This is a genomic window from Ramlibacter agri, from assembly GCF_012927085.1.
GTDB lineage: Bacteria > Pseudomonadota > Gammaproteobacteria > Burkholderiales > Burkholderiaceae_C > Ramlibacter > Ramlibacter agri.
The window spans coordinates 290,046-316,640 of sequence record NZ_JABBFX010000004.1 but is presented as its reverse complement, the minus strand read 5'-3'; the positions used below and the strand labels follow the sequence as shown (position 1 = coordinate 316,640).

The 26,595-nt window shown below is 68.8% G+C and carries 23 protein-coding genes and 1 tRNA gene; 6 read left to right on the top strand and 18 right to left on the bottom strand.

Features of this window, described 5'->3' with window-relative positions; all coding sequences use genetic code 11:
• Window positions 1-87: 87 nt before the first annotated feature.
• Both HHL11_RS31355 and HHL11_RS31350 read left to right on the top strand, forming a co-directional pair.
• Window positions 88-1,500 carry a selenium-binding protein SBP56-related protein gene (locus HHL11_RS31355; protein ID WP_169422559.1) on the top strand — a complete coding sequence of 471 codons (1,413 nt, stop codon included), beginning with the start codon at window positions 88-90 and terminating at the stop codon, window positions 1,498-1,500.
• Window positions 1,497-2,129, top strand: coding sequence for a hypothetical protein (locus tag HHL11_RS31350; RefSeq protein WP_205964766.1), 633 nt, complete (start codon window positions 1,497-1,499; stop codon window positions 2,127-2,129). The genes HHL11_RS31355 and HHL11_RS31350 overlap by 4 nt, the downstream gene beginning before the upstream one ends.
• 42 nt (window positions 2,130-2,171) lie before the next feature.
• Here HHL11_RS31350 and HHL11_RS31345 read toward each other — a convergent pair whose 3' ends face one another.
• The 12 genes from HHL11_RS31345 to HHL11_RS31290 all read right to left on the bottom strand — a co-directional run bounded on the left by HHL11_RS31345 (window position 2,172) and on the right by HHL11_RS31290 (window position 15,735).
• Entirely contained in the window at window positions 2,172-2,786 is a 615-nt protein-coding gene (locus HHL11_RS31345) for a nucleotidyltransferase family protein (RefSeq protein ID WP_169422558.1), read from the bottom strand.
• The gene (locus HHL11_RS31340; RefSeq protein ID WP_169422557.1) at window positions 2,783-3,706 is read right to left on the bottom strand and encodes an XdhC family protein; all 924 of its coding nucleotides are present in this window, start codon (window positions 3,704-3,706) and stop codon (window positions 2,783-2,785) included. The genes HHL11_RS31345 and HHL11_RS31340 overlap by 4 nt, the downstream gene beginning before the upstream one ends.
• Window positions 3,703-4,836, bottom strand: a complete 1,134-nt coding sequence (locus HHL11_RS31335; RefSeq protein WP_169422556.1) for a vWA domain-containing protein — start codon at window positions 4,834-4,836, stop codon at window positions 3,703-3,705. The genes HHL11_RS31340 and HHL11_RS31335 overlap by 4 nt, the downstream gene beginning before the upstream one ends.
• Window positions 4,830-5,720, bottom strand: coding sequence for an AAA family ATPase (locus HHL11_RS31330; protein WP_169422555.1), 891 nt, complete (start codon window positions 5,718-5,720; stop codon window positions 4,830-4,832). Before HHL11_RS31330 ends, HHL11_RS31335 begins: the two co-directional genes overlap by 7 nt.
• Window positions 5,717-6,298, bottom strand: a complete 582-nt coding sequence (locus HHL11_RS31325) for an SRPBCC family protein (RefSeq protein WP_169422554.1) — start codon at window positions 6,296-6,298, stop codon at window positions 5,717-5,719. The genes HHL11_RS31330 and HHL11_RS31325 overlap by 4 nt, the downstream gene beginning before the upstream one ends.
• 4 nt (window positions 6,299-6,302) lie before the next feature.
• Window positions 6,303-8,708, bottom strand: coding sequence for an aerobic carbon-monoxide dehydrogenase large subunit (locus HHL11_RS31320; RefSeq protein ID WP_169422553.1), 2,406 nt, complete (start codon window positions 8,706-8,708; stop codon window positions 6,303-6,305).
• 10 nt (window positions 8,709-8,718) lie between these two features.
• A complete protein-coding gene (locus HHL11_RS31315; protein WP_169422552.1) occupies window positions 8,719-9,207 on the bottom strand; it encodes a (2Fe-2S)-binding protein in 489 nt (162 codons plus the stop codon).
• 12 nt (window positions 9,208-9,219) lie between these two features.
• Window positions 9,220-10,086 carry an FAD binding domain-containing protein gene (locus HHL11_RS31310; protein ID WP_169422551.1) on the bottom strand — a complete coding sequence of 289 codons (867 nt, stop codon included), beginning with the start codon at window positions 10,084-10,086 and terminating at the stop codon, window positions 9,220-9,222.
• 109 nt (window positions 10,087-10,195) lie between these two features.
• Window positions 10,196-11,800, bottom strand: coding sequence for an ABC transporter ATP-binding protein (locus HHL11_RS31305; protein ID WP_169422550.1), 1,605 nt, complete (start codon window positions 11,798-11,800; stop codon window positions 10,196-10,198).
• Window positions 11,797-12,816 (bottom strand): ABC transporter permease, encoded by a 1,020-nt coding sequence (locus tag HHL11_RS31300; RefSeq protein WP_240980517.1) that lies wholly within the window; start codon window positions 12,814-12,816, stop codon window positions 11,797-11,799. The genes HHL11_RS31305 and HHL11_RS31300 overlap by 4 nt, the downstream gene beginning before the upstream one ends.
• A 67-nt stretch (window positions 12,817-12,883) precedes the next feature.
• Window positions 12,884-13,933, bottom strand: coding sequence for a microcin C ABC transporter permease YejB (locus tag HHL11_RS31295; RefSeq protein WP_169422549.1), 1,050 nt, complete (start codon window positions 13,931-13,933; stop codon window positions 12,884-12,886).
• 2 nt (window positions 13,934-13,935) lie between these two features.
• Entirely contained in the window at window positions 13,936-15,735 is a 1,800-nt protein-coding gene (locus HHL11_RS31290) for an extracellular solute-binding protein (RefSeq protein ID WP_169422548.1), read from the bottom strand.
• 42 nt (window positions 15,736-15,777) lie between these two features.
• On the opposite strand from HHL11_RS31290, the gene fabI reads away from it, so the two are divergent.
• Window positions 15,778-16,560: an enoyl-ACP reductase FabI gene (gene fabI / locus HHL11_RS31285; protein ID WP_169422547.1), complete on the top strand. Its 783-nt coding sequence runs from the start codon at window positions 15,778-15,780 to the stop codon at window positions 16,558-16,560.
• 24 nt (window positions 16,561-16,584) lie between these two features.
• On the opposite strand, the gene HHL11_RS31280 is transcribed toward fabI, so the two are convergent.
• Entirely contained in the window at window positions 16,585-18,867 is a 2,283-nt protein-coding gene (locus HHL11_RS31280) for an arginine/lysine/ornithine decarboxylase (RefSeq protein WP_169422546.1), read from the bottom strand.
• 114 nt (window positions 18,868-18,981) lie between these two features.
• Here HHL11_RS31280 and HHL11_RS31275 point away from each other — a divergent pair, with 114 nt between their 5' ends.
• A complete protein-coding gene (locus tag HHL11_RS31275) occupies window positions 18,982-19,404 on the top strand; it encodes an NfeD family protein (RefSeq protein ID WP_169422545.1) in 423 nt (140 codons plus the stop codon).
• Between the two features lie 29 nt (window positions 19,405-19,433).
• Window positions 19,434-20,390 (top strand): SPFH domain-containing protein, encoded by a 957-nt coding sequence (locus HHL11_RS31270; RefSeq protein ID WP_169422544.1) that lies wholly within the window; start codon window positions 19,434-19,436, stop codon window positions 20,388-20,390.
• Here the strand turns inward: HHL11_RS31270 and HHL11_RS31265 are convergent.
• Complete coding sequence (locus HHL11_RS31265; RefSeq protein ID WP_169422543.1) at window positions 20,351-20,731, bottom strand: hypothetical protein; 381 nt, start codon at window positions 20,729-20,731, stop codon at window positions 20,351-20,353. The genes HHL11_RS31270 and HHL11_RS31265 overlap by 40 nt on opposite strands.
• A 16-nt stretch (window positions 20,732-20,747) precedes the next feature.
• Complete coding sequence (locus HHL11_RS31260; RefSeq protein WP_169422542.1) at window positions 20,748-22,256, bottom strand: MerR family transcriptional regulator; 1,509 nt, start codon at window positions 22,254-22,256, stop codon at window positions 20,748-20,750.
• Window positions 22,257-22,509: 253 nt separating this feature from the next.
• Here HHL11_RS31260 and HHL11_RS31255 point away from each other — a divergent pair, with 253 nt between their 5' ends.
• The gene (locus HHL11_RS31255) at window positions 22,510-23,265 is read left to right on the top strand and encodes a hypothetical protein (RefSeq protein ID WP_169422541.1); all 756 of its coding nucleotides are present in this window, start codon (window positions 22,510-22,512) and stop codon (window positions 23,263-23,265) included.
• Here HHL11_RS31255 and HHL11_RS31250 read toward each other — a convergent pair.
• From HHL11_RS31250 to HHL11_RS31240, 3 genes are all read right to left on the bottom strand, one after another.
• Window positions 23,175-24,344, bottom strand: a complete 1,170-nt coding sequence (locus HHL11_RS31250; protein WP_169422540.1) for an FUSC family protein — start codon at window positions 24,342-24,344, stop codon at window positions 23,175-23,177. The genes HHL11_RS31255 and HHL11_RS31250 overlap by 91 nt on opposite strands.
• A gap of 44 nt (window positions 24,345-24,388) precedes the next feature.
• Window positions 24,389-24,479: transfer RNA gene (locus HHL11_RS31245), tRNA-Ser, on the bottom strand.
• Between the two features lie 43 nt (window positions 24,480-24,522).
• Window positions 24,523-26,595: a hybrid sensor histidine kinase/response regulator gene (locus HHL11_RS31240; RefSeq protein ID WP_342593303.1), complete on the bottom strand. Its 2,073-nt coding sequence runs from the start codon at window positions 26,593-26,595 to the stop codon at window positions 24,523-24,525.

The following is a 26,595-nucleotide window of genomic DNA, read 5'->3' as shown; positions in this document are numbered from 1 at the left end:
TGTGCCCCGCCAATTGTCCGCAACGGCTTGACGCGGCGCGACCCCTGGCGAGACTTAAGGGGCCCTTGCCAACCCCTGGAGGCCCGCATGAGCACGTTCGAGTCGCTGCGCCCGGATCCCACCTTCCATCCCTCGCCCCGCCTCGCCATGGAGGCCGAACCGGAGCGACTGGCCTACACGGCGTTGCTCTCGCCGGACCGCTCGCGGCCCGATGCGCTGGCAGTGGTGGACGTGCAGCCCGGGTCCAAGAGCTACGGCCAGGTGTTGAAGCGCCTGGACATGCCGAACAAGGGCGACGAGTTCCACCATTTCGGCTGGAACGCCTGCAGCTCCGCGCTGGCCCCGATGTCGGGCCACGCCTTCCTGCAGCGCCGCTACCTGGTGATCCCGGGCCTGCGCTCCTCGCGTGTGTACATCGTCGACACGCAGCCCGATCCCGCCAACCCGAAGCTGGTGAAGACCATCGAGCCGGAGGAGATCTTCCGCAAGACCGGCTACTCGCGGCCGCACACCGTGCACTGCGGGCCGGAAGGCATCTACATCAGCTGCATCGGCGGCGCCGGCGCGGACGGCACGCAGGGGCCACCCGGCGTGTTCCTGGTCGACTGCGAAAGCTTCGAGGTGCTGGGACGCTGGGAGATCGAGCGCGGCCCGCAGAAGCTGCACTACGACTTCTGGTGGAACCTGCCGCGCGACTACATGGTGTCCAGCGAATGGGGGTTGCCGCCGCAGTTCGAGAACGGCATCGTCGCCGAGGACCTGCTGGCCAACCGCTATGGCCACCAGCTGCATTTCTGGGACCTGCGCGATCGCAGGCACACGCAGGTGATCGACCTGGGCGCGAACCACCAGATGGCGCTGGAAGTGCGCCCGGCGCACGACCCGACGCGCGAATACGGCTTCCTCGGCGTGGTGGTGGACACCACGAATCTCGAGGCCTCGATCTGGACCTGGTGGCGCGAGGGCGGCAAGTTCCAGGCGCGCAAGACCGCGACCATCCCGCCCGAGGCGGCGCCAGTGGACCGCCTGCCGGTACTGCTGAAGGGCTTCGGCGCCGTGCCGCCGCTGGTGAGCGACATCGACCTGTCGCTCGATGACCGCTTCCTCTACGTCGCCTGCTGGGGCACCGGCGAGCTGCGCCAGTACGACGTCAGCGACCCGATGCTTCCCAAGCTGGCCGGCAGCGTGCGCATCGGCGGCATCGCGCGGCACGAGAACCATCCCACCGGCAGGCCTTTCGGCGGCGGCCCGCAGATGGTGGAAGTCAGCCGCGATGGCAAGCGCGTGTACTTCACCAACTCGCTGTACAGCGCCTGGGACCCGCAGTTCTATCCGGACGGCGTGCCAGGCGTGCAGGTGATGTGCAATGCCGGCGCCGATGGCGGCATCGAGCTGGAGCGCGAGTTCTACGTCGATTTCGGCAAGGACTACGGCGCCCACCAGGTGCGGCTGCAGGGCGGCGACTGCTCCACCGACTCCTTCTGCTACCCCTCGGCTTGAGCGCCAGCGCCGCCCTCTGGGCCACCATCCTCGCCCTCGGCCTGTACCACGGCCTCAATCCGGCCATGGGCTGGCCGATCGCGGTGGCGCGTGGCCTCGAGCAGCGGCGCGCCGCCGCAGTGTTCGGCACCCTGCTCCCCCTGGGCGCGGGGCATTTCGCGGCGATGGCGGTGGTGCTGGTGCCGCTGGCGTGGCTGTCGTGGGTGCTGGCGTGGAGCCGGCCCATCCGGCTGGTGGCGGGCACGGTGGTGCTGCTGTTCGGCGTCTACAAGCTGCTGCGGCCGCGCCATCCGCGCGCGCTGGCGCGGATCCGGCCCGGGCAGCTTGCATGGTGGTCCTTCCTGATGGCGACGGCGCATGGCGCGGGCCTGATGCTGGTGCCCTTCATGCTGGGGCTGTGCAGCGAAGACGACATGTTTACTTCGCTGGCGCGCTCGGATGTCGCCACCGCGCTGGCGGTGGCCGTGGCGCACACGCTGGCGATGGTGCTCGGGGGGCTGGGGATGGCGTGGGTCGTGTACCGCTATCTCGGCCTGCAGTTCCTGCGGCGGGCGTGGTTCAACCTCGATGCGGCGTGGGCGGCAAGCCTGGTGCTTGCGGGTGGCGCGGGCGTGGCGATGGCGTTGTGAGGCTGGCGTTGCGTGCCGCGGTGCGCATTCGCGCAACCCAGCCTACAAGGCGACCGTCAGCCGGGAGAGCACGCGCCGGTAATCGTCCGGCGTATCCATGTCGCTCGTGAAGCGGTCGTGGGAAGCCTCGTGGTACCAGGTCTCTTCGGGATATTGCTGCGCCAGCTTGCGGCAGCCGATCAAGCGGCGGCCAGCTGCGACTTCGGGTGCATAGGAGGCCGCGAACACGATCGGGTTGCCGCGCGCGCCCTCGAAGCGCGGGATGACGATGGAGCATTCCGGATGCGCCTCGTACATCGCCATCAGCTCGCGCAGGTCGGCCGGCTCCAGCAGCACCATGTCGCCCAGGCAGACCAGGATGGCGTCGGTGGCCTGCGCCAGGGCGGCCACGCCGGCAGCGACCGATCGCATCTGGCCGTCCTCGTAGCGCAGGTTCGGCTGCACGGTCACCGGCAGGTCCAGCACGGCGCGCGCGACCTCGCGGCCCTGGTGCCCGGTGACCACCACGGTTTCCTGCACGCCTGCAGCCAGCACAATGCGGACGCTGCGCCGAATGGCCGGCTCGCCGCCCACGTCCAGCAGCAGCTTGTTCGCGCCGTCCATGCGAGACGATGTGCCGGCGGCCAACACCACGGCCGAAAAACGCTGGATGCTCATGCCGCCTCCTTCAGCGCGCCGCGCTGGGCTGCCTGGACGGCGGCATAGCGCGCCGGATCGCGCTCGAATTCCAGCTTGCAGCCATCGCAGCAGAAGTAGAAGCGCTGGCCCTCGTAGCTGAGGGTGTGCATCGCGGTGGCGGGATCGACGGCGGCGCCGCACACGGGGTTGACATAGGCCGGTGCGGGCCGGGCCGCGACCGGTTGCGCCAGGGCCGGCAGGCAGGCGATGGCGCCGCCCACCGCGGCCAGCGCGATGTGCGCCGGCGTGTGGGCACCGATGTCGGGGCCGGCCGGCGCCTGGATGGCCGCCAGCCGCGCCTCGGGCAGGCCGCGTTCACGCATCGCGGCACGCAGGCGGTCCGCTTTGCGCCGGCTGGCCACCAGCAGCACCTGCGCGGACGGGCCTTCCAGCGCGGCTTGCAACGCGGGCTCGTCGCCCTCGCCCTGCGTGGCGACCAGCGCGATCGCGGCCTGCGCCGCTTCCGGCGCGTCGGGCCGGCTCGCAACCCGAAAGCCGCACTGCAGGGCGAAGGCGCGCGCCTGCTCGGCGCAGGGCGTGGCGCCCAGCACCAGGAGCAGCGGCGCCGGCCGGTGCGGATGCACGAAGAGCTCGATCTCGCCATTGCTCGCACAGCGCATCGGATGGCGCTGCACGCCCTCTTCGGCCGCCTCCGCATTGCTGATCAGGACCAGCCGCGCGGCGCCATTGCGCAGCGCCTCCAGCGCGGCCTGCACCACGACCTCCTTGGCGCAGCCGCCGCCCACGGTGCCCTGCATCGTGCCGTCGGCCAGCACCAGCGCCTGGGCGCCGACGTAGGCGGAGGTAGGAGGGCTCGTCCGCACCACGGTCACCAGGGCATAGGGCTCGCCGCGCTGTTGCAGCAGGCGGGCCGCTTCGAGCAGGTCTTCAGGGCTCATGACAGTGCCTCCAGGATGCGGGGCAGGACGGCAGCGAGCGAAGCGAGGTCCGCACCGGGGGCCAGCAGGTCCAGATGGGGCAGCGCCGCCTGCATGCCCTGGCTCACGGGCGCGTAGCCGGGCCGGCTGCACAAGGGGTTGAGCCAGACGATGCGGCGCGCGCGCCGGCGCAGCCGCGCCAGTTCGGCCGCCAGCAAGGCCGGTTCGCCGGTGTCGTAGCCGTCGCTGAGGACGATGACCGCGGTGCGCGCATGCACGAGCCGCGCTGCGTGTTCGCGGTTGAACTGCGCCAGGCTTTCGCCGATGCGGGTGCCGCCACCCCAGCCCTGGGCCAGCAGGTGCAGCCGCTCCTGCGCGCGCCAGGGATCGGGGTCGCGCAGCGCTTCCGACACCGCCGTCACGCGCGTGTGGAAGATGAAGCTGTGGACGTCCGCCAGTTCGCCCGCAAGCGCTCGCGCGAGGCGCAGGTAGAAGAAGCTGTAGGGCGCCATCGAGCGGCTCACGTCCAGCAGCAGCACCAGCCGCGGCCGCACCCGGCGGCGGTCGCGCCAGGCCAGGTGCAGCGGCGTGCCGCCGGTGGCGACGCTGCGCCGGATCGTGGCGCGCAGGTCCAGCCGGCGGCCGTGCCGGGCGCGCGCTTCACGCCGCAGGCGCAGGTGCTTCAGCCGCCGCGCAAACTGCCGCATCAAGGCTTCCAGGTCCAGCTGGTGTTCGCGTTCCAGCAGCTCGCTGAAATCGGTGCGGGCCAGCAGCTCGCGCGCGCTCGCGGCGCGGCGCGCATCACGCGGATGATCCTGGCCCGCGCCGCGGCCCGCTTCGCCGTGCACGCCGCTCTCGAGGCCGGCTTCGAACTCGCGCGCTTGCGGCGCGCTCCAGCGATTGGGCGGCAGGAACCAGGCGTCGAACAGCTCGCCGAAGCGCCGCCACTCGTCGCAACGGCCGCACAGCAAGGCCTGCAGGCTCCAGCGCAGCAGCTCGCTATCGAGCACGCCGACGTGCTGCGCCGCCTGCAGCACCTGCTGCGCATCGCCGCCGCCCACCGCGAAGCCATTCGCGCGCAGGAAGCCGCAGAAGCCCGCGAGCCTTTGCGTCACGCGCGCTTCGAGTTCCGGATCGGCCAGGTTCAACATGCAGCCGCCAGGCGCGCGACCGCCTCGCGCGGAAAGGCCGCGCGATCCTCGCGCGTCTTCACCAGGGCACCGAGCGTCTGCAGGATGCGCTCGGCACCGTCCTTCTCGATGACCGAGATGCCCAGGCGCAGCAGCGAGGCCGTCCAGTCCAGCGTCTCGGCGATGCCAGGCTTCTTCTGCAGCTCCATGCGGCGTACGGCCTGCACGAAGGCCACCACCTGGCGCGCCAGCGCCGGCGCAGCCTGCGGCGCCTTCAGGCGCACGATGGCCAGCTCCTTCTCGTAGTCCGGATAGTCCAGGTACTGGTAGAGGCAGCGGCGCCGCAGCGCGTCCGACAGTTCGCGGGTGCCGTTGGAAGTGATCACCACGACCGGCCGGCTGATGGCATGCACCGTGCCCAGTTCGGGGATCGACAGCTGGAAATCCGACAGCAGCTCCAGCAGGTAGGCCTCGAAAGCTTCGTCGGCGCGGTCCACCTCGTCGATCAGCAGCACCGGCGGCTGCTCGCAGCTGATCGCCTCCAGCAGCGGGCGCTTGAGCAGGTAGCGCTCGGAGAAGATGTCCTGCTCCTTCTCGGCGACGCTGCGCGCGTCCTGTTCCAGCAGCTTGATCGCGAGCAGCTGGCGCTGGTAGTTCCATTCGTAGAGCGCGGCGTGCGCGTCCAGCCCTTCGTAGCATTGCAGGCGGATCAGGCGCGTGGCGCGCACGGCGGCCAGCGCCTTCGCGACCTCGGTCTTGCCGACACCGGCATCGCCTTCCAGCAGCAGCGGCCGGCCCAGGTCCTGCATCAGCAGCAGCGCCGCCGCCAGCGCGGGCTCGGCGATGTAGCCCGCCTCGGCCAGTGCCTGCTGCAGGCCCGTGACCTCGGCGAGGCGGTCGTTCATGCTCTCCGCGCGAACAGCGAATGGAGCCACTCGCGCAGCATGGCCCAGGCGAGCGCCAGGCCATTGAGCGGCTTCGCCTCGGCCGGTGGCGCGACAGCGGCGGCTGCGGGCAGGGCGGCGGCCTGCGCCTGCACCTTGGCGGCGAAGTTGCCCGCGAACTGCGCCAGCACCTGGTCCGCCACTGGCCCCATGAGGCGCGCGCCGAAGGTGGCGACCTTGCCGCTCATGGAGACTTCGCTCGTGCCCACCAGCCGGCTCGAGCTGCCGTCGACCGCCTCGATGTGCGCGGCCAGTTCCATCGACGCGCCCGAGGTGCCGGTGGCGTCGGTGCCGCGCCCGAGCAGGCGGATGGACCGGGCGCCGGCATCGAGCGCCTTCACCTCGATCTCGCCGCGGAAGCTGAGGCTGGCCGGCCCCAGCTTCACCGCCACCGTGCCCTTGTAGTGCGAGTCGTGGATGCGCTGCGTGATCTGCGCGCCCGGCATGCAGCCGGCCACGGCTTCCACATCCTGCAGCACGGCCCAGCCCGCCTCGGCGGACCCGGGCAGCGCGAAGCTCCGGGAGATTTCGACTTTCATGGTGTCAGTGCTGGTCCAGGCCCAGCGCATGGCACTGCTGCCAGACGCGGTAGGCGCTGTGCGGCATGTCCATGTGCTTGACGCCCAGGTGCGAGAAGGCGTCGATGACGGCGTTGCTGAAGCAGGGGATGCCGCCCACGTGCGGCGACTCCGCCACGCCCTTGGCGCCCAGCGGGTGGTGCGGGCAAGGCGTGACGGTGTGGTCCGTTTCCCAGTGCGGCGTTTCCACCGCGGTGGGCAGGAAGTAGTCCATGAAGCTGTTGCCCAGGTGGTTGCCGTTCTCGTCGAACGGGATCTGCTGCCCCATGGCGACGGCGAAGGCTTCGGTCAGGCCACCGTGGATCTGGCCTTCGATGATCATCGGGTTGATCCGGGTGCCGCAGTCGTCCAGCGCATAGAAGCGCCGCACCTTGACCTCGCCGGTGTACTTGTCGATGTCGACCACGCAGCAGTAGGCGCCGAAGGGATAGGTCATGTTCGGCGGGTCGTAGTAGGCCGTGGCGTTCAGGCCCTGCTCCATGCCCGGCGGCAGGTTGCCGGTGTGCGAGACCATGCAGATTTCCTTCATGGTCTTGAACTGGCCGGGGTTGCCCTTGACGGTGAAGCGGTCCACTTCCCAATCGAGGTCGCCCTCGCCCACTTCCAGCAGGTGCGCCGCGATCTGCCGCGCCTTGTCCTTGATCTTGCGCGAGGCACGGGCCGTCGCCGCACCCGACACTGGCGTCGAGCGCGAGCCCCAGGTGCCGGCGCCATAGGGCGCCTTGTCGGTGTCGCCCTCTTCCACCACGATGTCGCTGGCCGGCAGCCCCAGCTCGCTGGCGATGATCTGCGCGTAGGTCGTCGCGTGGCCCTGGCCCTGGCTCATGGTGCCCAGGCGCGCGATGACGGCGCCGGTGGGATGCACGCGGATCTCGCAACTGTCGAAAAGGCCGATGCCCAGGATGTCGCAGGCCTTGGTGGGCCCGGCGCCGACGATCTCGGTGAAGGTGGACAGGCCGATCCCCATCAGCTCGCCCTTCGCGCGCTTCTCGGCCTGCTCGCGCCGCAGGCCTTCATAGTCCACGGCCTTCAGCACGCGCTCCAGCGCCGTCGGGTAGTTGCCGCTGTCCATGGTCCAGCCGAAGGCGGTGGTGTACGGAAACTGTTCCGGCTGGACGAAGTTGCGCCGCCGGATCTCCGCCTTGTCGACGCCGACCTGCTGCGCCAGCACGTCGATCATGCGTTCGATCAGGTACACCGCCTCGGTCACGCGCAGCGAGCAGCGGTAGGCCACGCCGCCCGGCGCCTTGTTGGTGAAGACCGCGTCCACCCGGCAATAGGCGTTGGGGATGTCGTAGGAGCCGCTGCAGATGTTGAACAGGCCGGCCGGGAACTTGGTGGCCGACACGTGCGAATTGAAGGCGCCGTGGTCGGCTAGTGCACTGAAGCGCAAGCCCTTGATGCGGCCGTCGGCGTCCGCCGCCAGCTCGCCGGTGCAGTGGTAGTCGCGGGCGAAGCCGGTCGTGGAGATGTTGTCGATGCGCGATTCGATCCACTTGATCGGCACGCCGGTCACGATGGAAGCGACGATGGCGACGACATAGCCCGGATAGACCGGCACCTTGTTGCCGAAGCCGCCGCCGATGTCGCCCGAGACCACGCGGATCTTGCTTTCCGGGATGCCGGACAGCATGGCGAGCACCGTGCGCACCAGGTGCGGCGCCTGCGAGGTCAGGTACACCGTCAGCTGGCCGGTGGGCTTGTTGAAGGACGCCACGCAGCCGCAGGTTTCCAGCGGGCATGGGTGCACGCGCGGATTGAGGATCTCCTCCTTCACCGTGATCGCCGCACCGGCGAAGGCGGCGTCGGCCGCGTCCTTGTTGCCCGCTTCCCAGGTGAAGATGTGGTTCGGGTGGGTGCGCGGCCCGTGCCCCACTTCCTTCTTCTCCGCGATGTCCTCGCGGATGACGGGCGCATCCGGGAGCATGGCCTTCTTCGGGTCGACGATCGCCGGCAGCTCCTCGTAGTCCACTTCCACCAGCGCCGCGCCATCGGCGGCGGCATAGCGGTCGGTGGCCAGCACCATCGCCACCTCCTGCAGCTGGAAGCAGACCTTCTGGTCGGCCAGCACCGCCTGCACGTCGCCCCCCAGGGTGGGCATCCAGTGCAGGTTGACCGGCTTCAGGTCGTCGGCCGTCAGCACCGCCACCACGCCTGGCGCGGCCAGCGCCCTGTCCTTGTTGATGCCCTTGATGCGGGCATGTGCGTAGGGGCTGCGCACCAGCGCGCCGAACAGCATGCCCGGCAGCTTGACGTCGTCGACGTAGCTGCCCTGGCCGCGGATGAAGCGCGCGTCTTCCTTGCGCAGCAGCGAGGTGCCGAGGCCTTGCAGGGCCTCTTCCCTTTGATGCAGTTCGGACATGTCGCCCATGACGCTCTCCTCAGGCAGCGGCGGTCGCGGCCAGCTTGCGCGCCGCCGACTGCACCGCCTTCACGATGTTCTGGTAGCCGGTGCAGCGGCACAGGTTGCCGGAGAGCCAGTAGCGGATCTCTTCCTCGCTCGGGTCCGGGTTCTCCTTCAGCAGCCGCCAGGCGCGCGTCAGCATGCCCGGCGTGCAGAAGCCGCACTGCAGGCCATGCTCCTCGTGGAAGGCCTGCTGCAGCGCGTGCAGCACGCCACCCTGCTCCAGCCCTTCGACGGTCAGCATCTCGCTGCCCTCGCACTGCACCGTGAGCACCGTGCAGGCCTTCACCGAGCAGCCGTCCAGGTCCACCGTGCAGGCGCCGCAGTGCGAGGTCTCGCAGCCGATGTGCGGGCCGGTGTGCAGCAGTTTCTCGCGCAAGGTGTGGATCAGCAGTTCGCGCGGTTCGACCGCGACGTCGGCTTCCTTGCCGTTCAGGCGGAACGACACCATCGTCTTCTGGGCCATGTCGCGCTCCTCTCAGTGGCTGGCTCGGGAACTGGCGGCAAGCAGCGCGCGGCGGGTCATCTCGCCGGCCATCGCGCGCTTGTAGTCGGCGTCACCGCGCTGGTCGGCGACGGGGTCGCAGATGGCCATGGCCAGGCGTGCGGCTTCGGCCAGGCTCGCCTCGTCCAGGGCCTGGCCGGCGAGGAAGTTCTCGGCGTCGCGGGCCTTCAAAGGCGTCGTCGCGACGTTGGTCAGCGCGATGCTCGCGCTGGCCACCTTCCCGCCTTGCAGTCGCAGCAGCACGGCGGAGGCGGCCGTGGCGAAGTCGCCGACCTTGCGCTTCAGCTTCTGGTAGCTCCAGCCCGTGCCCGGCGGCGGCACCGGGATGCGGATGCGCGTCAGCACCTCGTCGGGCGCCATGTCCGTCGCATAGAGACCCTGGAAGAAGGCGTCGGCCTGCACCACGCGCTCGCCGCGCGCGCTGCGCAGCACGAAGGAGGCGTCGAGGGCGAGCATCAACGCCGGATGGTCGTTGCCGGGGTCGCCGTGCGAGATGTCGCCGCCGATGGTGCCGCGGTAGCGCACCTGCGGATCGGCGATGGCGCGGGCGCCTTCCACCAGCAGCGGCAGCTTGTCGGCCAGCAGCTTGGACCAGACGATCTCGTTCTCGGTGGTCATGGCGCCGATGTGGATCTCGCCGCCGGACTCGACGATGCCGCGCAGGTCCGGGATGCGGCGCAGGTCGATCAGGTGCGCCGGCTCCGCGAAGCGCAGCTTCATCATCGGCAGCAGGCTGTGGCCGCCGGCGAGCAGCTTGGCGCCGTCGCCGAACTGCCCGAGCAAGGCAAGGGCGTCAGGCAGGCTGGTCGGCGCGTGGTATTCGAAAGCGCTTGGAATCACGCTTGTCTCCTCCGCGGCCAGACCGCCTGCACGTTTCCCGGCCGCGGGGGAAACGCGAGCGGAAAGTACTCCTATTGCCGCAGCCGCGCAATGCGGGTTTGGGGGAGGTTCAGGTGGCCGCGGCGACCAGGGCGCGGGTGTACGGGTTGCGCGGCTGCGCCAGCACGTCGTCGACGGTCCCCGATTCGAGGATCTCGCCTTCCTTCATCACCAGCACCTCATGCGCCATGGCGCGAATGACGTCCACGTCGTGCGTGATCAACAGGTAGCTCAGCCCGCGTTCGCGCTGCAGGCGCTGCAGCAGTTTCAGCACCTGCTGCTGGATGGTGACGTCCAGCGCGCTGGTGGGCTCGTCCAGCACCAGCAGCTGCGGCTGCACGATCAGCGCCCGCGCAATCGCCAGCCGCTGCCGCTGGCCGCCGGAGAACTCGTGCGGATAGCGCTGCAGCAGGCCGGGGAACTGGGATTCCGCAAGGCCGACGTCCTGCAGCGTGGCAATGACCTGTTCGCGCCGCTGCGAAAGCGACAGCTCCGGCGCGTGCACCAGCAGCCCTTCGCCCACGATCTCTTCCACCGTCATGCGCGGGGACAGCGAGGAGAACGGGTCCTGGAACACCACCTGCACCTGCTTGCGGATGGGCCGGTTCGCCGCCGTGCCCTTGCCCCATTCCTGCCCCACCACCTTCAGCTCGCCGCGGTGCGGCACGAGGCCCAGCGCGGCGAGCGCCATGGTCGATTTGCCGGAACCGGATTCGCCGACGATGCCCAGCGTGCCGCCAGGCGGGACCTCGAACTCCGCGCCCTTGACGGCGACGAACTCGCCCTTCTTGAACCAGCCGCGGAAACCGGACAGCGGCACCGGGTAGACCACGCGCAGGTCCTTGGCCTGCATCGGCGTCGGCTCGCCGCTGCGGGGCTGCGGCACGTCGCGCTCCGGTCGGCTTTCCATCAGCTTGCGCGTGTACGGATGCTGCGGCGCGCGGAACACTTCGGCCACCGCGCCTTCCTCCACCAGGTGCCCGCTTTCCATCACCGCCACCCGGTCCGCGAAACGCTTGACCAGGTTCAGGTCGTGCGTGATCAGCAGCACCGCCATGCCGGTCTGGCGCTGCAGGTCGGCCAGCAGTTCCAGGATCTGCTGGCGCAGCGTGACGTCCAGCGCCGTCGTCGGCTCGTCGGCCAGCAGCAGGCGCGGCCGGCAGGCCAGTGCCATCGCGATCATCGCGCGCTGGCGCTGGCCGCCCGAAAGCTGGTGCGGGAAGTTGTTGGCGCGCCGCGCGGGCTCGGGAATGCCGGTGGCAGCCAGCGCCTCGATGGCGGCCTGCCAGGCCTGGCGCGGCGTCAGGCCCTGCTTCAGCTGCAGCACCTCGGCCACCTGGTCGCCCACGGTGTACAGCGGGTTCAGGGCCGTCATCGGCTCCTGGAAGATCATGGCGATGTCGCGCCCGCGGATGCCGAGCAGCTCGCGCTCGGAGGCCTGCAGCAGGTCGATGGGCGCGCCACCCGGCTGCTCGGGCGCCATGCGCGCCGAGCCGGTGACACTCGCGCCCTGCACCAGCCGCACGAGGCTGAGCGCCGTCACCGTCTTGCCCGAGCCGGATTCGCCGACCAGCGCCAGCTTCTCGCCCGCCGCGATCGTCAGGTCGACGCCATGCACGACCTCCTTGTTGCCGAAGGCGACGCGCAGGTCCTTGACTTCGATGAGAGGCGTCATGCGTCGGCTTTCCGGGGGTCCAGCGCGTCGCGCAAGGCGTCGCCCATGAAGGTGAGCAGCAGCAAGGTCACCACCAGCACCCCGAAAGTGGACAGCGAGATCCACCAGGCATCGAGGTTGGCCTTGCCCTGGTTGAGGAGTTCGCCGAGCGATGGCGTGCCGGGCGGCACGCCCAGGCCCAGGAAGTCCAGCGAGGTGAGCGCGAGGATGGCGGCGCTCATGCGGAAAGGCAGGAAGGTCACCACCGGCGTCATGCTGTTCGGCAGGATGTGCTTCCACATGATCCGGCTGTTGCCCACGCCCAGCGCCTTGGCGGCGCGCACGTAGTCCATCTGCCGGTTGCGCAGGAACTCGGCCCGCACGTAGTCGGACAGGCCCATCCACCCGAACAGCGACAGCAGCACCAGCAGCAGCCCGATGCTGGGCGATAGCACCGCGCTGAAGATGATCAGCAGGTACAGCTCCGGCATCGAACCCCAGATTTCGATGAAGCGCTGGAAGCTCAGGTCGGTCTTGCCGCCGAAGAAGCCCTGGATGGCGCCGGTGAGGATCCCGAGCAAGACGCCGGTAACCGTGAGCGCGAGCCCGAACAGCACGCTGACGCGGAAGCCGTAGATCAACTGCGCCAGCAGGTCGCGGCCGCGGTCGTCGGTGCCGAAGATGTTGTCGCGCGACGGCGCGGCGGGGTTGGGCTGGCTGGCGAAGTAGTTCAGCGTCCGCGGCCCGTAGGGGTTGAGCGGATAGAGCGCGAAGTTGCTGCCCTGCTTCAGCTTCTGCCGGATGAACGGATCGAGGTAGTCGGTGGGCGTCGGGAAGTCGCCGCCGAATGTGGTCTCCGGGTAGTCCTTCGCGATCGGGAAGTAGAACTGCCCTTCGTAGCGCACCACCAGCGGCTTGTCGTTGGACAGCACCTCGGCGAAGAGGCTCAGCACCACCAGCGTCACGAAGACCACCAGGCTGACGAAGCCCAGGCGGTTGCGGCGGAAGCGCACCCAGGCGCGCCCACCCGGCGACATGTGCTTGGGCGGCGGCGGCGCCGGCGGGGCCGGCACCTGCGGCTCCTGCGCCTGCACCGGCGGCATCTCAATCAAATTTGACACGCGGGTCCACCAGCACGTAAGAGAGGTCGCTGACCAGCTTGGTGACCAGGCCGATCAGGGTGAAGAGATAGAGCGTGCCCAGCACCACCGGGTAGTCGCGCCGGATCACGCTCTCGTAGCTCAGGAGGCCCAGGCCGTCGAGCGAGAACAGGGTCTCGATCAGCAGTGAACCGGTGAAGAAGGCGCCGATGAAGGCAGCCGGGAAGCCGGTGATGATGGGGATCAGCGCGTTGCGGAACACGTGCTTCCACAGCACCCGCCGCTCGTCCAGGCCCTTGGCCCGCGCCGTCAGCACGTATTGCTTGCGGATCTCCTCGAGGAAGGCGTTCTTGGTCAGCATCGCTGTCACCGCGAAGCTGCCGAACACCATGGCCGTCACCGGCAGCACGATGTGCCACAGGTAGTCGGTGACCTTGCCCAGCAGGCTCATCTGCGCCCAGTCCGGCGAGGTCAGCCCTCGCAAGGGGAACCACTGCAGCTGGCCGCCGAAGATCACCAGCAAGGCCACCCCCAGCACGAAGCCCGGGATGGCGTAGCCCACCAGCACGACCAAGGTGGTGGCCAGGTCGAAGCGCGTGCCGGCGCGCACCGCCTTGGCCACGCCCAGGGGCACGGCGATGCCGTAGCTGATGAAGAAGGTCCACAGCCCCAGGCTGATCGAGACCGGCATCTTCTCCTTCACCAGCTGCCACACCGCCTTGTGCTGGTAGAAGCTCTGGCCCAGGTCGAAGCGGGCGAACTGGCCCAGCATGCTGACGAAGCGTTCGGCCGGCGGCTTGTCGAAGCCGTACAGCTTGCGGATTTCGGCGATCTGCTTTTCGTCGATGCCCTGGCGGCCACGGTAGCCGCCCGCGCCGCCGAGGCCGCCGCCCCCGCCGGCGCGTTCACCACCGCTGTTCTGCCCCTGCAAGGTGGCGACCATCTGTTCCACCGGGCCGCCGGGGACGAACTGGATGACGATGAAGGTCAGCAGCAGCACCCCGAACAAGGTCGGGATCATCAGCAGCAGGCGCTTGAGGATGTAGGCAGCCATGATCAGCGGTTCTCGGGCGACGCCCACCAAGTCGACATCGCCCACCCGTGCACGTCATAGTAAGGCGGGATGACCGCCGGCAGGACGAAGCGCTTCGGCCGGTAACCGACCAGGAAATCGCTGCCGTACCACTGCGGGATCGAATACCAGCCGGCCCGCAGCACGCGGTCCAGCGAGCGCATGGCCGCGTCCAGGTCCGGCCGGGTCTGCGCGCCGATCACCTTCTGCAGCAGCGCGTCGATGGCCGGGTCGGCCAGGCCCCAGATGTTGCTGGAGCCATGCGTATGCGCGGCCTTCGAGCCCCAGCGATCCAGCAGTTCGCTGCCGGGCGCGACGCTCGCCACCAGCCGGCGCGAGGTGAGCTCGAACTGGAACTGGTCCATCCGCTGCTTGGCCAGCGACGCGTCGACGATGCGGTAGATCAGCCGGATGCCCAGCTTCTGCAGGGCAACCTCGAACGGCGCCACCGTGCGGTTGCCGGAAGGCTGGTCGTTCAGGTACTCGATCGTGAACTCCTCGCCCTGCGCATTGCGCAGCGCGCCGTCACGGTAGGTCCAGCCGGCTTCCTTCAACAAGGCCTGGGCGTGGCGCAGGTTTTCGCGCAGGCTGTGGGGCGGCTCGGTGGTCGGCATCGGCGGCGCCGGGCCGAACACTTCGGGCCGCAATTGCGAACGCAAAGGCTCCAGCAAGGCCAGCTCCTCCGGCTTCGGCAAGCCTTCCGCCTTGAACTCGGAGTTGGGGAAGTAGCTGTCGACCCGCTGGTAGATGTTGTAGAACAGGTTGCGGTTCAGCCAGGGGAAGTCGAAGGCGTAGTTCAGCGCCTGGCGCACCCGGAGGTCCTGGAACTTCGGGCTGCGCAGGTTGAAGATGTAGCCCTGGAAGTCGCCCGGGTTGCGGTTGGGGAAGGCGCGCTTGACGACGTCGCCGCTCCTGAACTGCTTGCCGTAGTACTGGCGGGCCCAGTTGCGCGAGATGAACTCGCGCATGAAGTCGAACTCGCCGGCCTTGAAGCCCTCGAAGCGCGCCGTGTCGTCCAGGTAGATCCGGAAGGTGATGCGGTCGAAGTTGTACATGCCCTTGCGGGTGGGCAGGTCGCGGGCCCAGTAGTTCGGGTCGCGCGCATAGGTGACGTCGCGGCCGCCCAGCCGGGTGTCGGCCAGCTTGTAGGGGCCGGAAGAGATCGGCACCTCCGTCACCACTTCGTCGAAGGCCTTGCCGCGGCCCCAGTCGCGGCTGAAGACGGGCAGGCCGCCCACGATGAGGGGCAGCTCGCGGTTCGGCTGCTTGAAGTCGAAGCGCACGGTGCGCTCGTCGACCGCCGTGACGCCCTTGACCTCGCCGAAGTACACCCGGTACTGCGGAGCCGCCTTGTCGCTGGTCAGCGTCTTGAAGCTGTACACCACGTCGGCCGCCAGCACCGGCTGGCCGTTCTGGAACTTGGCCTTCGGGTTCAGCCGGAAGGTGGCCGAAAGCCGGTCGGGCGCGACGGCCACGTCCTCGGCCAGCAGGCCGTAGGCCGTGGTCGGCTCGTCGGAGTTGCCCGTCAGCAGCGTGTCGAACAGCAGGTCGCCCTCGCCCGGCGGTTCGAAGCCCTTCAGCGTGAACGGGTTGAACTTGTCGTAATTGGTCGGCGTGGTCGGCGGGACCATGCGGATTTCGCCGCCCTTGGGCGCGTCGGGATTGACGTAGCTCCAGTGGGCGAAACCGGGCGGATACTTGATGTCCCCGAACTGCGCGTACGCATGGGCGGCCCAGGAAGGCGCCGCGGCAAGCAGCCCCAGGGCGATGAACAAACCTCGCATGCGACAATTCTGCCGAGTTTTCCTAATTCCGTGAGAAGAACCATGGGCTTTCTGACTGGCAAGAAACTGTTGATCACCGGCGTGCTGTCCAACCGCTCCATCGCCTACGGCATCGCCAAGGCCTGCCGCGAGCAAGGCGCGGAGCTGGCGTTCAGCTACGTGGGCGAGCGTTTCAAGGACCGCATCACCGAATTCGCGGCCGAGTTCGGCTCCAACCTCGTGTTCGATTGCGATGTCGGCGACGACGCCCAGATCGCCAAGCTGTTCGAGGACCTGTCGGCCACCTGGCCGAAGTTCGACGGCTTCGTGCACGCCATCGGCTTCGCCCCGCGCGAGGCGATCGCCGGCGACTTCCTGGACGGCCTGTCGCGCGAGGCGTTCAAGATCGCCCACGACATCAGCGCCTACAGCTTCCCGGCGATGGCCAAGGCGGCGCTGCCCTACCTGAACGACAAGTCGGCGCTGTTGACGCTGTCCTACCTGGGCGCGATCCGCACCGTGCCGAACTACAACACCATGGGTTTGGCCAAGGCTTCGCTGGAAGCCTCGGTGCGCTACCTGGCCGAGTCGCTGGGCCCCAAGGGCATCCGCGTCAACGGCATCAGCGCCGGCCCGATCAAGACGCTGGCGGCCAGCGGCATCAAGGGCTTCGGCAAGATCCTGGCTACGGTCGCCGAAACCTCGCCGATCCGCCGCAACGTGACGATCGAGGACGTGGGCAACGTCGCCGCCTTCCTGCTGTCCAACCTGGCAGGCGGCGTGTCGGCGGAGATCACCTACGTGGACGGCGGCTTCAGCCAGGTGGTCGGCGGCATCGCCGAATGAAAAAAGCGGCCTGTGGCCGCTTTTTTATTTTCCGTTCACGACGTCCAGCGCCACGCAATCCGCGTAGTAGCGCATCTTGCCGTCCTCGCCCACCTCGGTCACCAGGCCGTGGATGTCGGTCTCGAAGCCGGGGCATTCGGCGTTGAAGGCGCGGGCGAACTTCAGGTAGTCGACGATCTTCCGGTTGAAGACCTCGCCCGGGATCAGCAGCGGGATGCCCGGCGGGTAAGGCGTCACCAGGCTGGTGGTGATGCGGCCTTCCAGGTGGTCGATCTCCACCCGCTCGGTCTTGCGGTGCGCGATGTACGCGAAAGCGTCGCTCGGCTTCATGGCCGGCTGCAGGTCGCTCAAATAGATGTCGGTCGACAGGCGCGCGATGTCGTACTTGGCATACAGCTCGTGGACGTACTGGCACAGGTCGGCCAGGCCCATGCGCTCGTAGCGCGGGAACTTCTGGCAGAACTCCGGCAGGATGCGCCACATCGGCTGGTTCTTGGCGAAGTCGTCCTTGAACTGCTGCAGCGCGGTCAGCAGCGTGTTCCAGCGGCCCTTGGTGATGCCGATGGTGAACATGATGAAGAAGCTGTACAGGCCCGTCTTCTCCACGATCACGCCGTGCTCCGCCAGGAACTTGGTGACGATGGCGGCCGGGATGCCGGTCTTGGCGAACTTGCCGTTCAGGTCCAGGCCGGGCGTGACGATGGTGGACTTGATCGGGTCCAGCATGTTGAAGCCTTCGGCGAGGTTGCCGAAGCCGTGCCATTTGGCGGTGCGGGCCTCGCCCTTGATGATCCAGTCGTCGGCGCGGCCGATGCCCTCTTCCACCAGCTTGTCCGGCCCCCAGACCTTGAACCACCAGTCCTTGCCGTACTCCTGGTCCACCTTGCGCATGGCGCGGCGGAAGTCCAGCGCTTCCATGATGGACTCTTCCACCAGGGCGGTGCCGCCGGGCGGTTCCATCATGGCCGCGGCCACGTCGCAGCTGGCGATGATCGCGTACTGCGGGCTGGTCGAGGTGTGCATCAGGTAGGCCTCGTTGAACAGGTGGCGGTCCAGCTTGTTCTCGTTGGCGTCCTGCACCAGCACGTGGCTCGCCTGGCTGATGCCGGCCAGCAGCTTGTGGATGGACTGCGTGGCGTACACCAGCGACTTCTGCGGCCGCGCCCGCTTCTTGCCCATGGCATGGAAGGCGCCGTAGAAGGGGTGGAAGCCGGCGTGCGGCAGCCAGGCCTCGTCGAAGTGCAGCGCCTCGACGTAGCCATCCAGCATGCCCTTGATGGTTTCCGTGTTGTACAGGACCCCGTCGTAGGTGGACTGGGTCAGGGTCAGGATGCGCGGCTTGACCTTGTCCGGGTTCACGCCCTTCAGCAGCGGGTTGGCCTTGATCTTGGCCTTGATGCTGGCCGGCTCGAACTCGCTTTGCGGGATGGGCCCGATGATGCCGAAGTGGTTGCGCGTCGGCCGCAGGAACACGGGGATGGCCCCGGTCATGATGATCGAGTGCAGGATGGACTTGTGGCAGTTGCGGTCCACCACCACCACGTCGCCCGGCGCCACCTCGTGGTGCCACACCATCTTGTTGGAGGTGCTGGTGCCGTTGGTGACGAAGAAGCAGTGGTCGGCGTTGAAGATCCGCGCCGCATTGCGCTCGGAAGCCGCGACCGGGCCGGTGTGGTCCAACAGCTGGCCCAGTTCGTCCACCGCGTTGCAGACGTCGGCGCGCAGCATGTTCTCGCCGAAGAACTGGTGGAACATCTGGCCCACCGGGCTCTTGAGGAAGGCGACGCCGCCCGAGTGGCCGGGGCAGTGCCAGGAATAGGAGCCGTCCTCCGCGTAATCGAGCAGCGCCTTGAAGAACGGCGGCTGGATGCCTTCCAGGTACGAGCGGGCTTCGCGGATGATGTGGCGCGCCAGGAACTCCGGCGTGTCCTCGTTCATGTGGATGAAGCCGTGCAGCTCGCGCAGGACGTCGTTGGGCAGGTGCCGCGAGGTCTTGGTCTCGCCGTGGATGTAGATCGGCACCTCGGCGTTCTTGCGCCGCACTTCCTGGATGAAGTTGCGCAGGTTCACCACGGCGGGCTCCAGGTCCGGCCCGGGCGCGAACTCCTCGTCGTCGATCGACAGGATGAAGGCGCTCGCGCGGCTTTGCTGCTGGGCGAACTGCGACAGGTCGCCGTAGCTGGTCACGCCCACGACCTCGAAGCCTTCGGCCTCGATCGCCGCCGCCAGGGCACGGATGCCCAGGCCGGAGGTGTTCTCCGAGCGGTAGTCTTCGTCGATGATGACGATGGGGAAACGGAACTTCATGGGCTGTCCAGGGGCGAAAAAGGCAAAAGAGACGCGGAGTGTATGAAATCCGCGAGGCGGGAAAGTTGCACCGCCGAGCTTTTTGCCCACAATGCGACGAAAGGGGACTTAGAGATGGCGGACGCGAGCACCTGGTGGCTGCTGGCCGGCGCGGCGGTGGTCGTCGAACTGGTCACAGGCACTTTTTACCTCCTGATGCTGGGCATCGGGATGGCGGCCGGCGCCCTGGCGGCGCTTGCGGGTCTGGGGCAATCCGGCCAGCTGCTGGCCGCGGCCCTCGTAGGCGGGGGCGCCGTCGTCACCTGGCACTTCGTGCACAAGCGCCGCTTTGCCCAACCCAGCGACGCCAACACCAACATGAACCTGGATGCCGGCGAGATCGTGCAGGTCGACGCGTGGGCCGAAGACAACACGGCGGCCGTGCGCTACCGCGGCACGGTCTGGACGGCCGTGCCCGCAGGCGGCACGCCGCAGGGCACGGGCCTGCACAAGGTCCGGGAGTTGAGCGGCAGCCGGCTGGTGCTCGAGAAGGTCTGAATCCGGACAAGACAAGGAGAAGAAAACCCATGGAAGTCGCAGTCGTCATTTTTGTTGTTGCCGTCATCTTCGTGGTGCGGTCGGTCAAGGTCGTGCCCCAGCAGAACGCCTGGGTGGTGGAGCGCCTGGGCAAGTACCACGCCACGCTGACGCCCGGCCTGAATTTCCTGGTCCCCTTCGTGGACCGGGTGGCCTACCGGCACAACCTGAAGGAGATCCCGCTGGACGTGCCCAGCCAGGTCTGCATCACCCGGGACAACACGCAGTTGACCGTGGACGGGATCATCTATTTCCAGGTGACCGACCCCACCCGGGCCAGCTACGGCTCGTCCAACTACGTCGTGGCCGTGACGCAGCTGGCCCAGACCTCCCTGCGCAGCGTCATCGGCAAGCTGGAACTGGACAAGACTTTCGAGGAACGCGACATCATCAACGCGCAGGTGGTCCAGGCCATCGACGAAGCGGCGCTGAACTGGGGCGTAAAGGTGCTGCGCTACGAGATCAAGGACCTGACGCCGCCGCAGGAGATCCTGCACGCGATGCAGCGCCAGATCACGGCGGAGCGGGAAAAGCGCGCCCTGATCGCGGCCTCGGAAGGCCGGCGCCAGGAGCAGATCAACATCGCCACCGGCGAGCGCGAAGCCTTCATCGCCCGCTCCGAAGGCGCGAAGCAGGCCGAGATCAACAAGGCCCAGGGCGAAGCCGCTGCCATCGTGGCCGTGGCCGAAGCCACGGCGGACGCGATCCGCAAGGTGGCCGAAGCGATCCGCCAGCCGGGCGGCGAGCAGGCGGTGCAGTTGAAAGTGGCCGAACGTTCGGTGGACGCCTTCAGCAAGGTCGCCCAGGACTCCAAGACCACCCTCCTCATGCCGGCCAACATGAGCGAGGTGTCGGGGCTCATCGCTTCGGCCATGCAGATGGTCGCCAGCGTCCGCGCCACCCCGGCTCAGCCCTCGTCCGAACCGGGCGGCCGGCTGGGCCGGTAGCTGCCGTTCAGCGGGCTGGGCCGCGAGCGCAGCCCGCGCGGCAGGAAGTCGGTGAACAGCTCGCTCAGGTCTTCCAGCTTTTCGCGGGCGATGACCTCGCCGTGGCTGCGCGCGAGCATGTGCATCAGTTCGCCGCGCATGTACCACAGCGCCTCCAGGTCCGCGGCATAGCGGATGCGCCGGATCAGGCTGGCCGCGCGGTCGTCCGTGGTCAGGCCGGCGAGGGCCAGCATCGCTTCCCGCACGTCGTCCGGGCTGTGGTGGTGGCCCTCGGGCGGGGCCTCGCTCACGGACGTGCGCACGCTGAAGATCGAGTGGATGCTGCTGCGAAGCCAACGCATGGGACAACCTTTCTTGTCAGCCGGCGGCGCCCGCGGCGGCGGGCGGAGTCGGGAATTGGAGTTCTAGGAGTTCGGCCACGGCGAGCTCGGCGACACGCGCCGGCACCGAGGCGGGTGCAATTTCCGAGAGGCGCGCAAACGTGAAAAGAAGGGGTGCATCGCCCTCCCCGCGATGCACCCCGTACGTCAGGCGCTGCCGGTCTGGCGCCGGCAGTTTCCCGACCAGGCTGCGGGTGACCACGATGGCCCCCACGCGTGCGACCCGGGCCAACTGGTCCGCCCGGTCCGCAGCGTCGCCCAGCACGCGTACCTCGCGCTGGCCGGCAGCTCCCACGACACCCATCCACTCCTCGCCCTCGTCGATCCCGATGTTCAGCAGGATCTCGACGTCCCAGCTCTTGCGCGCGCGCCAGCGGCGGCTCACCTGCCGCATCGCGTCACGGGTCTGCTGGGCCGCCGCGAGGGCGTTCCACAAATAACTGCTGTCCGCGTCCGGCAGGAAATAGCAGGCCAGGACTTCGCCGGCCTGCCGCCCGGGGCGGCCCCGGTGCTGGCGGAAGACGCGGTCGAGTTCGGCCCCGACCTCGTTCAGCAGTTCGAAATATTCGGGCGCGGTCAGGCGCACCCACAGGCCGGCGGCGTCCTGCAGCGAGGTGACCAGCACGGCCACCGGCGTCAGAAGCGGCTCGGCCGCCGCCAGCGCGGACCGCGTTTCGGCGGCCTCGGTGGCCGGCTGCCAGGCGAACAACACGCCTTCCCGGAAATGCATGGCGTAGGCGACGCGGGCGGGATGGCCCGCGGCCGCCGGGATGCGCGCCTGCGTCACCACGCCCGGCTCGGTCTGCGAACCCTGGCGCAACAAGGCCTCGATGCGGCCGGCCTGCTCGGGCGACAGTTCGCGCACCAGTTCCGGCGCGGCGGCCTGGCGGTCGCGCGCGGCCTCGACGTGGAAGCGCAGGACCGCCTCGTCCAGGCCCAGCAGGTACGGAAGGATGGCCGCGCCGGCGGCGGCGCCGCTGCCCGCCAGCGGCGAAACGTGGTTCTCGCGGGCCTGCTCGTTCAGCCAGACCAGGCGGAAGCGGTCGTCGACCAGGTAGGCCGGCTGGCGCACGCCGGCCAGCGACAGGCGCAGCGGCGACTCGGCTGCGATGACGGCCAGCGGCACGGCCACCGCGGCGGCCGGCACCGAAGGCGTGGGCAAGTGGAATGGCAGCGCCGCGGACGCAGCCGACATGAAAGGTTGTGGTGCTGGCGCCGCGGGACGCTCATCGGCGACTGCGGCCGCGGGCTGGGCCGCGAAGTGCTGGGCGATCCGGGTGATGCTCCAGCCTTCCTGCTTCAGCCGCTGGATCTCCTGCACCCGCTCGATCGTGTCGTCCGGGAAGTAGCCGATGCGAGGCGCTCCACCATCCTGCGGACCGGGCGGCAGCACTTGCGGCCGCGGCACCAACCCGCTGCTGATGTAGTTGTTGAGCGTGGCACGCGAGATGCCGGTCCGCTCGATGATCTCTTTGCTGGTCAGCAAGAGCGCCCCTATGTCCAAGACTGTGTAGATGGACTGTAGAGATGTCCAATTGAACAGTCAATGAGTGTCTAGACACCTGTGTTGCAAAGGCAACGGATTTATTTGCAAGTCGCTGCACCGGCTGAGTGCAGGAAGTGTCCAAGTGTCTGTCTAATTGTCTAATTTGTCCTTGGTCACTGTCCAAATAACTGTCCAAATGGCTCGGCCGAGTATGCTTCTCGTTACATAAGCAACAGCGAGGTCTCTGTCGAGCATGCGCGTTCAGCTTTCTGCCGCCCTGGCGGCCGCCCTCCTCGTCCTGGCCGGCTGCGGCGGCGGCGACGACGAAACTCCCGGGCCGGCGCAAGCCGCCGACGGCCTCTGGATCGGCAGCACCGGATCCAACCGCACCGTCACCGGCCTCGTGTTCGCCGATGGCTCCTACTACGTGATGTACTCGTCGCCCGGTTACCCCAACGTGCTGGGAGGCGCGGTGATGGGCCAGGGCAGCATGACCGACGCGGCCTTCACGTCCGCCAGCGCCCTGCACCTGAACCTGGAAGGCCTGGGCGTGCTGCGGGCCTCGGTGGCGGCCACGGTCGCGAAAAAGCAGAGCTTCGACGGCACGATCAATTCCACCGGCATCCCGCCGGTGACCTTCACGTCCACGTACAACACCGACTACGAGCGCCAGGCCACCGGCGCCGCACTGGTGGGCAGCTACGCGGGCCTGCTGGGCACGTCCAAGGGCAAGCTGAGCGCGACCTGGAGCGTCCGCGACTCCGGCCTCTCTTCCAGCCTGGTCGCCCTGGTGGCCGCCAACGGCTGCACGGCGCAGGGCACCGCCCTGCCGCGCGGCGGCGCCAACGTCTACAACCTCACCCTGAGCTTCGGCCCGGCGCCCTGCCCGCTCGCCGGCCAGACCGTGAACGGCGTCGCCTACCTGCGCGCCACCGACAAGCAGCTGTTCGTGGCGGCTCCCAACGCCGACGGCTCCGACGCGGCGCTGCTGTCCGGCACGAAGCAGTAGGCGGTCAGCGGCCGGCAGGCAGGCAGCATGCGGCGCAGCAAGCGCTCCGCCGCTTCGCGCAAGGGCGGGCTGTGCAGGCAGGCCCCGCCCGCCAGCCCGGCCAGGCAGCCCAGCACCGTGTCGAGGAAGCGCGCGCGGATCAGGCCCTGCGGCAGCATCGTGCCGAGCTGGGCCCCTTCGGCCAGCAGCAGGGCGAGCGGCGTGAAGAAGACGGCGGCCGCCGCGTAGTGCCGCACCACGATCGATTCGACCACCAGCGTCAGCACCGTCACGCCGATGGCGATGGTCCAGGCATCCAGTGGCAACCAGGTTGCCAGCGCCCAGAACAGCAGCAGGCCGACGCCGGTGCCGGCGATGCGATGCAGCTGGCGCGTCCAGACCGCGCGGAAGGTCACGCCCTGGATCACGGCCAGGCAGCTGACCGGCACCCAGTAGGGCCGCTCCAGCCCCAGCAACTGCGCGATCGCCAGCGACAGGCCGACGAACAGGCCGATCACCACCGGATCGAGCACCACGAAACCGAAATCCCGCTGCACCGCCGGCGGCTGGCCGCGCGGATGGTCGACCCACAGGCCGTAGCAGAGAGCGATGCTGCAAGCCAGCACGGCGCCCATCGTCACCAGGCCGACCTGCCCCGCAAAGGCCGCCGCGCTCACCGGCGTATAGGCGGCAATCGCCGCAGCCATCACGAAGAACAGGCTGCCGGGCGGCGGCACCGCATAGAAGCGGCAGACCATGGTGACCAGGATCGTGATCAATGCCAGCATGGGCACGACCAGCGCCGGCAGCAGGTGGCACAGCAGGCCCAGCGTGTAGCTGCCGGCGAGGCCGAAAGCGCAGGCCATGAGCCAGGCCATGCGGTGCGACAGCGGCGTGGCCGGCATATAGAGAAAGGCGAGCCCGCCCAGCGACGCCGCCACGCCCTGCCCCACCTGGCCATGCCAGGCAGCGATCAGGAGGGGCAGCCCGCTCGCCAGCGCGGCCGCCAGCGGCATCTGCCAGGGCCGGTTGCTCGCGTTGACGACGGCAAGGTGCCGCCACTCGCGGGCGAGGAATGCGCGCAGGCCTGCGTTGTTCATGGGGGACAAAAACAAAACCCGCCGGGTGGCGGGTTGTTGTCGTTTGGCGGAGAGGGCGGGATTCGAACCCGCGGAGGGCTATTAACCCTCACACGCTTTCCAGGCGTGCGACTTAAACCGCTCATCCACCTCTCCAGCAAGCCTGCGATTGTAGCAGGCCGCGCAAGCATTCCTGAGATCAGGCTGTCACCGCGGCCTTGCGCGCTTCCTGCGGGTCGGCCAGCATAGCCAGCAGCACGTTCACGTCCGCCGGCTTGACCATGTGGAAATCGAAGCCGGCCTGCGCGGAGCGCGAGCGGCTTTCGGCCTCGCCGTAGCCGGTCAGCGCGATCAGCAGCGCCTGCCGTGATTCCGGCTGGCTGCGCAGCCCGTGCGCCACCTCGAAGCCGTTCATGCCCGGCAGGCCGATGTCCAGCAGCACGACGTCGGGCTTGAACTCGCGTGCCACGGCCAGCGCCTCCTGCCCTTCGTGCGCCATGCGCACCTGGAAGCCTTCCATCTCCAGCAGCGTCATCAGCGTCTCGGCCGAGGCCGCCAGGTCGTCGACCACCAGGATGCGCGAAGCGGCCGGCTTGCGCGGCGCGACGCGAACCGGCGCGGCCGGCTCAGGCGCCGCCGCGCCCGGCGCGACCAGCTGGCCGGGCAAGGACACCGTGAGCGTGGCGCCCTTCCCCAGGCCCTCGCTGCTGGCGGACACATGGCCGCCATGCAGTTCGACCAGGTGCTTCACCAGCGTGAGGCCGATGCCCAGGCCGCCTTGCGAGCGGTCCAGCGACTGGTCGGCCTGCGCGAACAGGTCGAACATGCGGGGCAGGAACTCCGGCGCGATGCCGGCGCCCTCGTCCTTCACCGCGATATCCAGCTCGCCATTGGCGAAGCTGGCTTCCAGCCGGATACGGCTGCCCGGCGGCGAGAACTTGGACGCGTTGTTGACGAGGTTGGACAGCACCTGCGCCAGCCGCACCGCGTCGCCTTCGAGCTCGATCGCTTCCTTGGGCAGCAGCACGTCCAGCACCTGCTCACGCTGGCCCAGGCGCGGCGCGCTGGCTTCCACCGAGCGCTCGATCAGCATCGCCAGGCCCAGCTTCTCGGGCTTCACCGCCACCTTGCCCTGCACGATGCGCGAGACATCCAGCAGGTCGTCGATGAGGCGCGCCATGTGGTCGGCCTGGCGGCCGATCACGTCGCGGGCCCAGGCCAGCTTGGCGGGCAGCTCCTGCGCCGCCGTCAGGATGTGCACCGCGTTCCGGATCGGCGCCAGCGGGTTGCGCAGTTCGTGGGCCAGCATGGCCAGGAACTCGTTCTTGCGCTGGTCGGCCTCCTGCACCGCCGAATAGAGGCGCGCGTTCTCCATGGCGATGGAGGCGCGGCCCGCGAACTCGCGGATCAGCGCCACGCGCGTGGCGTCGAAGAATGCGGTATCGGCCAGCAGCGCCAGCGCACAGTGGATCTCGTCGCCCGCCAGCAGCGGGCAGATGGCGGCGGCCCGGCCGTCGCCCAGCGACTGCACGCGCAGCTGCTTGTCGCGGATGACGCGGTCGGCGGCGGCGCGCAGTTCCGGCGTGAAAACCTCGGCGTCGTCGGCGCGCGGGGCCGGATGCATTTCCAGCCGGCGCACCCCGCCTTCCTTGTCCGGAATGCCCAGCACGGCGCGCTCGCCCAGCATCGGCACGCTCATGTCCAGGATGGCGGCGATGGTGTCGTCCAGGTTCAGGGACTTGGACAGCGCCTGGCTGGCCTCGGCCAGGAAGTCCGCGCGGTGGATGGCCTCCTCCGCCGCCGCCCGGGCCGCCTCGGAGCGCGCCAGCGCCTCGCGCTGCGCCGCCTGCTCGCGCAGCTGGCGGTTCATGCGGAACAGCTCCACGAACACGCGCACCTTGGAGCGCAGCACCTCGGGCACCACCGGCGAGGGGATGTAATCCACCGCGCCCAGCGCATAGCCGCGGCGCGCCTGCAGTTCGTCGACGTAGGCGGTGATGAAGACGATCGGCGTCTGCGAGGACTTCTTGTACTGGCGGATCAGGCTCGCCGTCTCCAGGCCGTCGATGTCCGGCATGTTGACGTCTAGCAGGATGACCGCGAACTCCATCTCCAGGATGTACTTCAGCGCCTCCTGCCCGGACCGCGCGCTGACGATGTTCTGCCCCAGGTCCTCGAGGATCGAGCTGAAGACGACGTGCTTCTCCGGCAGGTCGTCCACCACGAGGATGTTGACCTTGTCCGGAGCCTCCGGGGAGGACGCAGCGCTCAC

Excerpts from the sequence above, each read along its gene's own strand:
- HHL11_RS31280 (WP_169422546.1), bottom strand. The coding sequence starts at position 18,867 with ATGAAGTTCCGTTTCCCCATCGTCATCATCGACGAAGACTACCGCTCG.
- HHL11_RS31250 (WP_169422540.1), bottom strand. The coding sequence starts at position 24,344 with ATGAACAACGCAGGCCTGCGCGCATTCCTCGCCCGCGAGTGGCGGCAC.
- HHL11_RS31345 (WP_169422558.1), bottom strand. The coding sequence starts at position 2,786 with ATGAGCATCCAGCGTTTTTCGGCCGTGGTGTTGGCCGCCGGCACATCG.
- HHL11_RS31275 (WP_169422545.1), top strand. The coding sequence starts at position 18,982 with ATGGCGGACGCGAGCACCTGGTGGCTGCTGGCCGGCGCGGCGGTGGTC.
- HHL11_RS31270 (WP_169422544.1), top strand. The coding sequence starts at position 19,434 with ATGGAAGTCGCAGTCGTCATTTTTGTTGTTGCCGTCATCTTCGTGGTG.
- HHL11_RS31305 (WP_169422550.1), bottom strand. The coding sequence starts at position 11,800 with ATGACGCCTCTCATCGAAGTCAAGGACCTGCGCGTCGCCTTCGGCAAC.
- HHL11_RS31300 (WP_240980517.1), bottom strand. The coding sequence starts at position 12,816 with ATGTCGCCGGGTGGGCGCGCCTGGGTGCGCTTCCGCCGCAACCGCCTG.
- fabI (WP_169422547.1), top strand. The coding sequence starts at position 15,778 with ATGGGCTTTCTGACTGGCAAGAAACTGTTGATCACCGGCGTGCTGTCC.
- HHL11_RS31330 (WP_169422555.1), bottom strand. The coding sequence starts at position 5,720 with ATGAACGACCGCCTCGCCGAGGTCACGGGCCTGCAGCAGGCACTGGCC.
- HHL11_RS31290 (WP_169422548.1), bottom strand. The coding sequence starts at position 15,735 with ATGCGAGGTTTGTTCATCGCCCTGGGGCTGCTTGCCGCGGCGCCTTCC.
- HHL11_RS31295 (WP_169422549.1), bottom strand. The coding sequence starts at position 13,933 with ATGGCTGCCTACATCCTCAAGCGCCTGCTGCTGATGATCCCGACCTTG.
- HHL11_RS31325 (WP_169422554.1), bottom strand. The coding sequence starts at position 6,298 with ATGAAAGTCGAAATCTCCCGGAGCTTCGCGCTGCCCGGGTCCGCCGAG.
- HHL11_RS31255 (WP_169422541.1), top strand. The coding sequence starts at position 22,510 with ATGCGCGTTCAGCTTTCTGCCGCCCTGGCGGCCGCCCTCCTCGTCCTG.
- HHL11_RS31335 (WP_169422556.1), bottom strand. The coding sequence starts at position 4,836 with ATGTTGAACCTGGCCGATCCGGAACTCGAAGCGCGCGTGACGCAAAGG.
- HHL11_RS31315 (WP_169422552.1), bottom strand. The coding sequence starts at position 9,207 with ATGGCCCAGAAGACGATGGTGTCGTTCCGCCTGAACGGCAAGGAAGCC.
- HHL11_RS31355 (WP_169422559.1), top strand. The coding sequence starts at position 88 with ATGAGCACGTTCGAGTCGCTGCGCCCGGATCCCACCTTCCATCCCTCG.
- HHL11_RS31340 (WP_169422557.1), bottom strand. The coding sequence starts at position 3,706 with ATGAGCCCTGAAGACCTGCTCGAAGCGGCCCGCCTGCTGCAACAGCGC.
- HHL11_RS31265 (WP_169422543.1), bottom strand. The coding sequence starts at position 20,731 with ATGCGTTGGCTTCGCAGCAGCATCCACTCGATCTTCAGCGTGCGCACG.
- HHL11_RS31320 (WP_169422553.1), bottom strand. The coding sequence starts at position 8,708 with ATGGGCGACATGTCCGAACTGCATCAAAGGGAAGAGGCCCTGCAAGGC.